Source organism: Polynucleobacter sp. 35-46-11, assembly GCF_002281105.1.
On the sequence record NZ_NCFJ01000057.1, the window covers coordinates 1 to 11,461 of the forward strand.

At 46.0% G+C, this 11,461-nt stretch carries 10 protein-coding genes and 1 tRNA gene; 4 read left to right on the forward strand and 7 right to left on the reverse strand.

Annotated features, from left to right (window positions below):
- Window positions 1–94: 94 nt before the first annotated feature.
- Window positions 95–913, forward strand: a complete 819-nt coding sequence (locus tag B7Y67_RS06525; protein WP_293597947.1) for a sulfite exporter TauE/SafE family protein — start codon at window positions 95–97, stop codon at window positions 911–913.
- 18 nt (window positions 914–931) lie between these two features.
- On the opposite strand, the gene B7Y67_RS06530 is transcribed toward B7Y67_RS06525, so the two are convergent.
- The 6 genes from B7Y67_RS06530 to B7Y67_RS06555 form a co-directional block, all read right to left on the reverse strand.
- Complete coding sequence (locus B7Y67_RS06530; RefSeq protein ID WP_293597948.1) at window positions 932–2,455, reverse strand: malonyl-CoA synthase; 1,524 nt, start codon at window positions 2,453–2,455, stop codon at window positions 932–934.
- A gap of 38 nt (window positions 2,456–2,493) precedes the next feature.
- A complete protein-coding gene (locus B7Y67_RS06535) occupies window positions 2,494–3,492 on the reverse strand; it encodes a tripartite tricarboxylate transporter substrate binding protein (protein ID WP_293597949.1) in 999 nt (332 codons plus the stop codon).
- A gap of 109 nt (window positions 3,493–3,601) precedes the next feature.
- Complete coding sequence (locus B7Y67_RS06540; protein ID WP_293597950.1) at window positions 3,602–4,906, reverse strand: malonyl-CoA decarboxylase; 1,305 nt, start codon at window positions 4,904–4,906, stop codon at window positions 3,602–3,604.
- Between the two features lie 129 nt (window positions 4,907–5,035).
- Window positions 5,036–5,833 carry a prolipoprotein diacylglyceryl transferase gene (gene lgt / locus B7Y67_RS06545; RefSeq protein ID WP_293597951.1) on the reverse strand — a complete coding sequence of 266 codons (798 nt, stop codon included), beginning with the start codon at window positions 5,831–5,833 and terminating at the stop codon, window positions 5,036–5,038.
- Between the two features lie 18 nt (window positions 5,834–5,851).
- On the reverse strand, window positions 5,852–6,316 hold the full coding sequence (locus B7Y67_RS06550; protein ID WP_293597952.1) for a DNA polymerase III subunit chi: 465 nt from the start codon (window positions 6,314–6,316) through the stop codon (window positions 5,852–5,854).
- Window positions 6,317–6,332: 16 nt separating this feature from the next.
- Window positions 6,333–7,934, reverse strand: a complete 1,602-nt coding sequence (locus B7Y67_RS06555; RefSeq protein ID WP_293597953.1) for a leucyl aminopeptidase — start codon at window positions 7,932–7,934, stop codon at window positions 6,333–6,335.
- A 118-nt stretch (window positions 7,935–8,052) separates the two neighbouring features.
- On the opposite strand from B7Y67_RS06555, the gene lptF reads away from it, so the two are divergent.
- The 3 genes from lptF to B7Y67_RS06570 all read left to right on the forward strand — a co-directional run bounded on the left by lptF (window position 8,053) and on the right by B7Y67_RS06570 (window position 11,322).
- A complete protein-coding gene (gene lptF, locus B7Y67_RS06560; protein WP_293597954.1) occupies window positions 8,053–9,168 on the forward strand; it encodes an LPS export ABC transporter permease LptF in 1,116 nt (371 codons plus the stop codon).
- Window positions 9,165–10,319 carry an LPS export ABC transporter permease LptG gene (lptG, locus tag B7Y67_RS06565; protein WP_293597955.1) on the forward strand — a complete coding sequence of 385 codons (1,155 nt, stop codon included), beginning with the start codon at window positions 9,165–9,167 and terminating at the stop codon, window positions 10,317–10,319. The genes lptF and lptG overlap by 4 nt, the downstream gene beginning before the upstream one ends.
- A gap of 61 nt (window positions 10,320–10,380) precedes the next feature.
- Complete coding sequence (locus B7Y67_RS06570) at window positions 10,381–11,322, forward strand: CysB family HTH-type transcriptional regulator (RefSeq protein WP_293597956.1); 942 nt, start codon at window positions 10,381–10,383, stop codon at window positions 11,320–11,322.
- Between the two features lie 42 nt (window positions 11,323–11,364).
- On the opposite strand, the gene B7Y67_RS06575 is transcribed toward B7Y67_RS06570, so the two are convergent.
- Window positions 11,365–11,449: transfer RNA gene (locus B7Y67_RS06575), tRNA-Leu, on the reverse strand.
- Between the last annotated feature and the right edge of the window lie 12 nt (window positions 11,450–11,461).

Below are 11,461 nucleotides of genomic sequence, written 5' to 3' on the forward strand. Positions count from 1 at the left end.
CCCTGGAGTTCTTAATGCACCCGAAACAGAGTAGCCGTTCCACCTTGAACCTTAGGGTTCAGGATGACGGCCTAGCGGCCAAGGCGGGGAATTCATGTCACTAATTGATATTGGAATGTTGATACTATGCGGAAGTATCGCGGGCTTTCTTGCGGGACTGCTTGGTATTGGCGGCGGGATGATTTTGGTTCCCTTCATGATTGTGGTCTTCAATCATTTAGGATTTGGTCAAAATATCATCGTACATATGGCGATTGCCACCGGCATGGCAACTATTCTTTTTACAACTACCTCAGCTATCTGGGCACATCACAAACACAACTCGATCGATTGGAAGTTGGTGGCATCACTCAGTCCAGGCCTAGTGATTGGCAGTCTTGTTGGTGGCAGCGAAATCTTTGAGGCAATTGACACTTCTTGGTTATCCCTGTTCTTCGCTATTTTTATTGTGTACACCTCGATCCAAATGATCATCAATAAAAAACCTACAGCCGGGCGAGAGTTGCCGGGCGCTCTGGGTCTTTTTTCATTTGGAGCATTTACGGGCGTAATTGCAAGTCTGGTTGGAGCGGGCGGAGCTTTTATTACAGTTCCATTTATGCTTTGGTGCAATGTAAAACCGCACACTGCGATGGCAAGCTCTTCTGGCCTAGGATTTCCGATCGCTGCTGCAGCAACAATCGGCTACATGTATGGCAGCTGGGGCAATCCCAATCTTCCAGAAGGATCTTTGGGATTTGTATATGTTCCAGCGGTGCTCTGCATTGTGGCGGTCAGTATATTCACCGCTCCACTCGGTGCAAAAATGGCCAGGAAACTTAATGTAGCTCAACTCAAACGCATCTTTGGTGTGATGCTATTTATGCTTGCAGCCTTCATGTTTAATGAAAGCCGCAAGGCATTTGGTTTTTAGAAAATCGTCTTGCAGTTCTTAGTTGGTATATTGCTGACGCAGAATATTTTTTTGAACTTTACCCATTGCATTACGAGGTAAGTCAGAAACAATTTCCAGACGCTTTGGAATCTTGAAGTTCGCAATCTGCGTTTTGAGTGTAGCAATCATGGCCTGCGAATCTAGCTTAGCACCTGCTTTTGGCACTACGACTGCCATTACTGCCTCACCAAAATCAGGATGTGGAACACCGATCACAGCGCTTTCATCTACACCTTCCATGTCATCGATAAAACTTTCAATTTCTTTTGGATAAACGTTGTAGCCACCAGAAATAATTAAATCCTTGCTGCGACCAACAATGCAAAGGTAATCCTTAGGTGCTTTACCGCCATTTGCATCACCACCCCAACGACCAACGTCACCAGTCTTAAACCAACCGTCTTTAGTAAATTCTTCGGCGGTTTTTTCTGGCATGCGCCAGTAGCCCTTAAATATATTTGGCCCTTTGACTTGAATACTTCCGATTTCATCGACACCACAAGGCTTGTTGTTTTCATCGACTACGCGAACCTTCACGCCTGGCAAAGGCAAGCCAACTGATCCACCTACACGATCACCTTTATATGGATTGGAAACTAACATCACGGTTTCGCTCATGCCATAACGCTCAAGAATAGGCTGACCAATGACCTCTTTAAATGCATTAAATGTTTCGGTTAATAAGGGCGCAGAACCAGAAACAAACAGACGCATGTTACGAGCGACATTTTTGTTAAAGCCCTTATCTGCAAGTAAGCGAACGTAGAACGTAGGCACACCCATCATGACTGTAGAGTTTGGCATGTGATGAATCAATTGCGCAGTATCAAGGCGTGGCAACCAAATCATTTTGCTGCCGTTAATTAAGGCGCCATGAGCAGCAACGAATAAACCGTGGACATGGAAGATTGGCAAAGCATGTAACAAAACATCGCCCTTTTTCCAACCCCAGAATTTCTGCAGAACTTGAGCGTTACTTCCCAAATTCTTATGAGTCAGCATCGCGCCCTTGCTACGACCAGTTGTGCCGGACGTGTACAAGATTGCTGCTAAATCGTCATCCTTAACTGTCACTGTTTTGAACTTATCGCTTTGCCCGGAAGAGCGCTCTAATAAAGTGCCCTTGCGATCCTCATCCAAGGTAAATACATTTTTAGTGCCGGCTTTAAAGGCTACCTTAGATACCCAGGAGAAATTTTTACTACTACAAACTAAAACAGCAGGCTCTGCATTTTCTACAAAATACTGAATTTCTGCGGCTTGGTAAGCGGTGTTGAGGGGCAGATATACATAGCCCGCTCTTACCGTTGCTAAATAAAGAAAAAGGGCTTCAGGAGATTTCTCAACCTGTACCGCAACCCTTGATCCAGCCGGTAATTTGAGGCTCTTCAGAAAATTCGCCATCTTGGCACTTGCACGCTCTACATCACTCCAGGAGTAATACAGACCATCATGTGTTTCTAATGCGCATGCTTGTTTATCTTTTGGAAATCCTTTTTCCAAGAGCGAATATAAATTCATTAGAGCCTCAAAAACCAATCAATTAAAACGATTACCAATTAATCCAGCGAAGCGCCAGATTTCTTAACTACGCTAGACCAACGCACTACGTCAGCATGAACTTGCTTACCAAAAGCTTCACCATATAGGTTAGGTATTTCAGAGCCATTCTTCTCCCAAATAGCTTTCAATTTCGGCGAGCTCATAGCCTTCTGCACTTCAGCGATCATCTTGTCAACGATTGGTTTTGGAGTGCCAACTGGAGCAAACATGGAATACCAGGTTGAAACTACATAGTCAGGCAAACCTGCCTCTTGGAATGTCGGTACGTTAGGAATAGCGGATGAACGCTTGGTAGACGCTACAGCAATTGCCACCAATTTACCGGCATTAATTTGCGGTGCAGATGTAGCAAGACCATCAAACTCCAAATCAATTTGGCCTGCCAATAAGTCATTCATTGCTGGGCCAGCACCACGGTAAGGAATATGGGTGATAAATGTGCCTGTTTGGATCTTAAATAACTCACCGGCTAAGTGGTGAACAGTACCGCTACCCGCGCTAGCAAAGTTATATTTGCCAGGGTTTTTCTTCATGAGCTCAATGAACTCTTTAGCGTTACGCGCACTCACGCGCTGTGGATTAACTACCAAAACCTGGGGAACGTTGGCGAGCATTGCGACTGGAATGAAACTCTTCTCAATGTCGTAATCGAGATTTTTGTACATTGATGGTGCAATCGTGTGGTGAGAAGCCCCAATAAACCAAGTATACCCATCTGGCGCTGCTTTTGAAGCAACTGAAGCACCTACGGTACCACCTGCTCCCCCACGGTTATCAATAATGAATTGCTTACCCATCTGCTCGGTTAACTGAGCCGCCAAAGGTCTAGCAAATGCATCTGTTCCACCGCCTGCAGGGAACGGGTTCAAAAAGGTAACCGGCTTAACTGGCCATTCTTGTGCCATTACAGCTAGTGGTGCCGCACAGAGAAGAAATAGCGATTTCTTTAACGTGCTTATAGAAAAAAGTGATGCCTTGGATTTTTGCTTAAACATCTTTGTCTCCTTTAGTATCAATCTAATGATTGACTTCGTTTTTATAAATACAGCACCCATTCTAAGGGCACTTAACACCCACTGCAAAAAGTCCGTACAAGGGAAAACACTAGGGAGCCATCAAGCGACCTACCGCCCTGGAGTAAACAATTTCCCCATTGGCAAAACGCTCATGGTTATCCTCTACGCTTCCCAAGTCATATAAATAGTTCACCATCAGACCGGCGGATTGGCGCAAACCCTTGCGCGATAAATCCCCCGCCCAGTTAATGAGATGCAGCTTTGCCCCATTTCCCAGGTGAAACTTCGCTACAGGATTGCCATCGCGCCCAGTTGAGGCAAGCCCCAAATACATACTCGCCAAAGAAAGTAAGGCCTCTCTTTCTTTCTCGGAGGCCAAGTCGGGATGCCAACCACCTGCTAGTCGCTCACTCCAAGACTGAGTATCGAGCTTAAGAAGCGCCAAAGCCGCATCACGCACCACCTTTAGATTGGGCTTCAAACGCTCTGCAGGAACGCCTTCTCCTAAATTTGCACCGGCAGCAACCCAGTCCATAAATCCTGGAATAGGCGATAAAGTTACAAAGGTTTTGATTCCAGGGAATTCAGCATGCAATTGCTCTGCTACCCGCTTAATCAGGAAGTTCCCCATGGATACGCCGCGAAGACCAGGCTCACAGTTGCTGATGGAATAAAAAACGGCGACCTTGTATTGAGATGCCTGATCAACTGTTTCTGCTTTTTTATCGACCAAGGGCGTAATCACCGTGGGGATTTCAGGCAGAAGTGCAACCTCCACAAAGATCAAGGGCTCACTTGGCAGCTGCGGATGAAAGAAAGCGAAGCAACGACGATCCGGCTGAAGACGACGACGCAAGTCATCCCAACCGTCAATCGCATGAACCGCTTCATGATGAATTAACTTCTCCAACACCTCCGCTGGAGACTTCCAGTCCACCCGATGCATTTTGAGAAAGCCTGGGTTAAACCAAGAAGATAGCAAGTGGCGCATGTCGAAATCCACTGCAGCCAACCCTGGTTTTTTATCTAACAACTGTAATAAATCACGACGCATTTGAACTACAGCCAGAGTACCTTGACTGGCGCGATTTAGGCGACGAAAAAATTCTTGACGGGGAGACTCGGATACCTTTTGCAATTGGATGTAATTGCGCGCGCTGGAATCCGCAACAAAATTTTGTGCCGCCTTAAGCACTGCATCTGCCTGAGGGTTGAGCTTCTCAAACAAAAAGTTGAAAAAAGAAACGTGCTGATCTTTTGCCAACTTACGGTACTTATTAACAACATCGTCAGCCATGCTGAGCGCATTCGATTCGCCTCGCTCGGATATCAAACGCTTAATTGCGTTATTTGCTTTGGACAAATTTCGAGCTTTGGTTAACTTCTCCAACATGGATTTCTTTCAGTTTTAGTAAAGATGCTCAGAAATTAGGCAATTTCAGTAAAAAGCCCATGTTTTACTGGCTAATTTAGTCAATTTTAGGGAATTGACTACAAAAGACCTAGAAAACCTGAATTTTAACTACTGATAACTGCCGTTTTTCGTACCTACTCTAACTATAAGGTAAATTCCAAAAATAATCATGGGTACAGAAAGCCATTGCCCCATAGATAGACCTAGACCCAAGAGACCTAAGAAGGCATCAGGCTCGCGAGCAAACTCCGCCAAGAAACGACACAGACCATAACCAAGTAAAAATAGACCTGAGATCTGCCCCACCCTGCGCGGCTTGCTGGAATAAATCCAGAGAATGATCCCCAAGCAAATCCCTTCACCCAAGAATTGGTAAATTTGGGAGGGATGGCGTGGAATGGAATCAACCATTGGAAATACCATAGCCCAAGGCAGGTCTGTTGGCCTTCCCCATAACTCGCCATTAATGAAATTACCCAAGCGACCAAATGCTAAGCCGAAAGGAACTAGTGGCGCCACTAAATCACTCACAACGAAGAATGAGACCTTGCGACGATAGGCAAACCAGAGCAAGGCCAATAAGACGCCCAGAAGGCCGCCATGGAAAGACATGCCACCTTCCCAAATCTTGAAGACACTCAGAGGATTTGCGAGATAGTAGCCTGGCATATAAAACAGTGTGTAACCCAAGCGTCCGCCAAGCACCACACCCAAGACTCCAGCAAATAAAAGATCCTCAAGATCTTTATATGACCAACCCAAGGATTGATATCGCGGAGCACGGATGCGCAGACGACCTAATAACAAAAATTGGGTGAAGGCGAGAAGATACATCAAGCCATACCAATGAATGGCAAATGAGCCAATCCGAATTGCAGCAGGATCAAATTCTGGATGAATTAGCATACTTGGAGTGACAAATAATCACGCTTTAGATTGATCAAAATTATGCAACTCATGACCCAAGTCACGATAAGCCTTATATCGCTCACGACCCGCAAGGCGCTCAGCTTCATTAATGGTAACGACCTCCACCACTCGAGGAAAGCGTGCTAGCAAGGCTGGTACATCTGATGGCATTTTCATACCTAAGTGAATCAATATATCTGCATGCGGGAGCTGAGACAAGGCTGGCGGCAGAAAGTGATCTGTTAGCAAGATGGGCGTATCCATTGCAGCCTCATCTTCAATAAAACAATGGGGCAAAAAATCTGTTGCACTAAATGACCACAGAAGTTCATCTAACTTTTTGAGATCTGCTTTATCACCCACCATCACAACATTACGCACAGGCTCGCCAGCAGATGTAGCGCTCCAGATCTTGCGCGTTAAGCGGCAAGCGTATTCAAGCTTATCGCTAACGTTGCTATGAAAATCAATACGTGCCATGAATTACTCTCTACGCTTACTTTTGATCTAACAAATAATTCACCAGCAAAGGCACTGGGCGTCCAGTTGAACCTTTAGCGGCGCCACTCTTCCAGGCAGTTCCAGCGATATCTAAGTGAGCCCATTTATATTTTTCAGTGAAGCGTGATAAGAAGCAAGCAGCGGTAACGCTACCTGCTGGGCGCCCACCAATATTGGATACATCTGCAAAATTCGATTTAAGCTGTTCGTGATAAGCCGCATCCAAAGGCAAACGCCAGACGGTATCCAAAGAGGCATGTCCGGCTTTAGTGAGGGAGGCAACTAAACCCTCATCATCGGAGAACACACCACTATGCACATGACCCAATGCAATGATGCAGGCGCCGGTTAAAGTGGCTACATCAATTACAGCCTGAGGTTTAAAGCGCTCAACGTAAGTTAAGGCATCACACAAAATCAAGCGGCCTTCTGCATCGGTATTGAGAATCTCAATCGTTTGCCCAGACATACTCTTCACAATATCGCCAGGGCGAGTGGCATTACCAGAAGGCATATTTTCACAAGTCGGAATCACACCAATGACATTCTTTTTCAACTTCATTAAAGCTGTAGCGTACATCGTACCGATCACGGAGGCGGCGCCGCACATGTCGTACTTCATCTCATCCATTGCCTCACCAGGCTTTAGAGAAATACCGCCGGTATCAAAGGTGATGCCTTTGCCTACCAACACAATCGGAGCCTCACCCACCTTGCCACCCTGGTGACGCATCACAATAAATTGTGGTGGCGTATCTGAACCTTGAGCTACTGATAAAAATGAACCCATACCTAAAGCTTCAATTTGCTTACGTCCCAAGACCTCAACCTTAAGACCGGTCTTTTTACTCAGACCCTGTGCCGCTTTACCCAAATAAGTTGGCGTACAAATATTGGGGGGCAAATTACCCAAGTCTTTAGCCAAGTGCATACCTTCAACCATTGCAGCACCCTCTGGTACTGCAGCTTTAAGCTCTTTAGCGCAAGTGTCATTGCCAGCAAAAATGAGGTGTGTAAAAGTATCCGCCTTATCTTTGGCCTTGAACTTCATGGCGGGTTGACGAACACCAAAGCGATAGGCTTGATCACCTGCATATTGAATCGTCAAACGCACTTCTTCAGCAATGAACTCAGCGCGATGACCCAAGGCAAAACTCGGAATGAACCACAAAGCATTTTGGATGGGGCCGCCACTCAAGTGCTTCAAAGCAGCGCGAGCAATTTTTGAATAGGACGTCAAACTGCGCGCACTAGCAGGAGCAAGGTCACCCAACGATACTAAAAGAATACGTTTTACCTTTACACCAGAAGTGGCCCAAGATTTTTCAGCGCGAAGCACACAGGTAGATGCCTGCTGGGCATCGAGGTCACCAACAAGATTGGCATGAGTGACAGAGCCGCCAAGCAAGCGATCCAATTCGACCAAAAGCCCAGACTTCGATTTGGCGGCTGCCAGAGCATCTAAATCTGCCTTGGAGTAGGCCAAAACCAAGCAATCGGAGCTCTGCCCCAATAAAGTGGTGAGGCTTGCTTTGAGCTGCTTAGGGTTATTCAGATCGGCTTGCGCGAAATTCTTAGTACTAAATTGAATAGTCATGATGTCTTGAGGTATTTTTAAGTCAATTCAAGGGAAAAAATAGGTGTTTATCCATTATCCTCCGAGATGCAGGTTCACATCTTGAGTGAGCCAATAACAGACAAGCCATTATCTATTCATGATTTTTCACCAAGCCCTTCGCCGAGAACTCAGTTTTACGACTGGTGGCGTTTTTTTGGTCTTGGTCACTATCATGATTACCACCTTAGTCATTCGAATTTTGGGCTTTGCGGCCAATGGGGCTGTTAATCCAGAAGATGCGCTAGTTTTAATTGCACTAGCCACGCTTGGCTATATGGCCGTTCTTTTAACGGTATCCCTGTTTGTGGCCGTCTTAATAGTGCTAGTTCGCTGGTACAAAGATTCCGAAATGATTGTTTGGTTTGCCAGCGGTCTGAGTATAGCCAGCCTGATTCGACCAATCCTACGCTTTGCGGCGCCCCTCATAGTCATCATTGCCCTGCTAGCCCTTTTTGTTTGGCCTTGGGCTAATCGCGAATCCACCATCATCAGCCAACGCTTTCAACAACGCAGTGATGTCTCTATGGTCGCCGCAGGCCAGTTTAGAGAATCAGCCAAAGCAGAGCGCGTATTTTTTATTGAAGAGTTGGATGTTGATAAAAGCGAAGTGAAAAATATCTTTTCCGCAGAAACCAAAAATGGGCGGCTCAGTGTTGCCGTTGCTTCCACTGGATTTATTGAGGGTGCAGAAGGTGGCGGAAAATCGATTGTGCTAAATAACGGTCGTCGTTACGAGGGACTGCCTACGCAACCGGATTTCAGAATTTTGGAATTTGCAGAGTACAGCACCAACATTCATCGGAAGGAAACCTTAGAACCGCCCCCACGGGATAGAGAAAAAACGATTACCGAGCTACTGAATACTAGCGAACCCTGGTTGATTAACTCCAACCGCGCGGAATTGTTATGGCGCATAGGTTTGCCATTGATGGCGTTAGGCCTGGTGTTGATTGCCATCCCGCTTGCTTACGTCAACCCAAGATTAGGCAATTACACCGCGATGTTTTATGCCGTACTGATTTATCTCATCTACAGCAACCTCCTCAATCTCACCCAAAACTTTGTGTCACAAGGCAAGGTAAATGTTTTTGTAGCAGCTTGGCCCATACACGCCCTAGCCTTTGGCATTGCTTTTTTACTGATTCGTAATCGCATCAATCCATCGTTGAAATGGTGGCGCCGTCAGTTACCCTCCTTCTTGGTAAATAGATGAAACTTCTATTCCCCTACATATTTGAACGCTACTTAGCCAGGCAGATCTATGCTGCATTCGGCTTTATCTTGTTTGCCTTAGTTGCGCTATTTTTGTTTTTCGACATTCTGAGTGAGCTTGGTTCAGTTAAGGGGCAATACACCCTGCCATTGGCCCTGTTGCACGTTTTATTAAAAGCACCCAGTCGCATTTCCGAGATCATCCCCATCGCCAGCTTGATTGGAAGCATCTATGTATTTGCAATGCTAGCAAGTCAATCTGAGTTTACGATTTTGCGCATTGCTGGATTGGATATGCGTAGAGGATTAACTACCTTAGCTAAGATTTCTTTACCACTGGTGATTGTTACGCTCGTGATGAGTGAATGGCTGGGGCCTTACACCGAAAACTTGTCAGATCAAATTCGCATGAAGGCTTTAGGCTCATCCTACAGCTCCCAATTTAAAACTGGAATATGGGTAAAAGATCGCCTACGTGATGAGGATGGCAGTGGACCAATTAGACCGGGGGTTCGTTACGTCAACGTTGGCAAAATCGAGCAAGATAACGAAATCAAAAATATTCGCATGTATGAGTTTGATGATGCATATCGCTTACTCTCCATTCGTAGCGCTGTTTCCGGACGCTTTGAACATACGGGAACCTGGATTCTGGATAACGTCACAGAAACTCGCTTTAAAGAAAGCAAGCAGATCGACCCACTGAACCCAGTCTACTCAGCGCAAACTTTTTCTCACCCAATTGTTAGTTTAGATTCCGAGGTCACGCCACAAATATTGAGCGTACTTTTAGTCAACCCAGAAAAAATGTCGATCTTTAGTTTGGGTCGCTTTATTTCCCATTTAAGAGAAAACAAGCAGGATGCGCAGCGGCACTCGATTGCATTTTGGAAAAAAGTTATTTATCCATTTACGATTTTTGTCATGCTGGCACTGGCTCTTCCATTTGCCTACCTAAAAGTTCGGGCGGGTAGCGTTGGCATTAAGGTATTCGGCGGCATCATGCTCGGTATGAGCTTCCAACTTTTCAACTCCCTTTTCTCGAATGTGGGGCTACTGGGATCATGGCCCGCACTGCTTACTGCGCTCACGCCTCCATTGCTCTATTTCATTCTGGCGATTGTGGGTTTACGTTGGGTATCTAAGGCTTAATACCCCAAAATCATATAGAATTTGATTCCTATATCGCAGTTGATATAACAATGGAATCCATATGAATTTGCACCAATTTCGCTTTGTTCGTGAGGCCGTAAGGCAAAACTTTAATCTCACTTCGGCTGCTAAGGCGCTCTTCACCTCTCAGCCTGGAGTATCTAAGGCCATTATTGAACTGGAAGATGAGCTAGGTGTAGAAATATTTCGTCGCCACGGCAAGCGTATCCGCTCTTTGACTGAGCCGGGCAAACGCATCCTCGCCTCAATTGAGCGCATTTTGGATGAAGTGGAAACCTTGCGCAGAGTAGGCAAAGACTTTGCCAGTCAAGATCAGGGCAACTTTGTAATTGCTACCACTCACACACAAGCTCGCTATGCTTTACCCAAAGTACTTACTGAATTTACTAAGCGCTTCCCAAAGGTTCGGGTAAGTATTCAACAGGGAAGTCCAGGGCAAATTGCAGAGTTACTCATTCATGATCGTGCTGACATTGCGATCGCGACAGAGGGTATTGCAAATACTCCTGGCGTGCTGGCACTTCCGGGTTACCAATGGCAGCACGTCGTTATGGTACCGCTGAGCCACCCCCTCCTCAACCAATCAACAATTACCTTGGAAGAAATTGCAAAGTACCCGCTAATTACTTACGACAGAGCATTTGCGGGTCGAAGCAAAATTGATGCTGCATTTGCACAACGCAATCTCAGCCCCGATATTATTTTGGAAGCGATTGATGCAGACGTGATCAAGACCTATGTTGAAACGGGGATGGGCGTGGGGATTGTCGCCGGATTAGCCTATGACGCAGATCGAGATCGCAATCTCCGAGTCATTCCGGTTGGGCACTTGTTCAGCAATAACGTAACGCATCTAGGCGTTAAACAAGGCGCTTACTTGCGTTCTTTTGTGTATACCTTCATCGAACTATTCTCACCAACGTTAACCAAGAAAATTGTTGAGCAAGCCATGAATAGCAAGTCAGAAACTTACGAGATTTAAGATTTCTAGCATCTCGAGGCGTTAATAACAGCCTATTTGAGATGGTGCCCCGGGGCGGACTTGAACCGCCACGCCTTGCGGCACCGGATTTTGAGTCCGGCACGTCTACCAATTCCATCACCGGGGCAGGTGTTTGCAG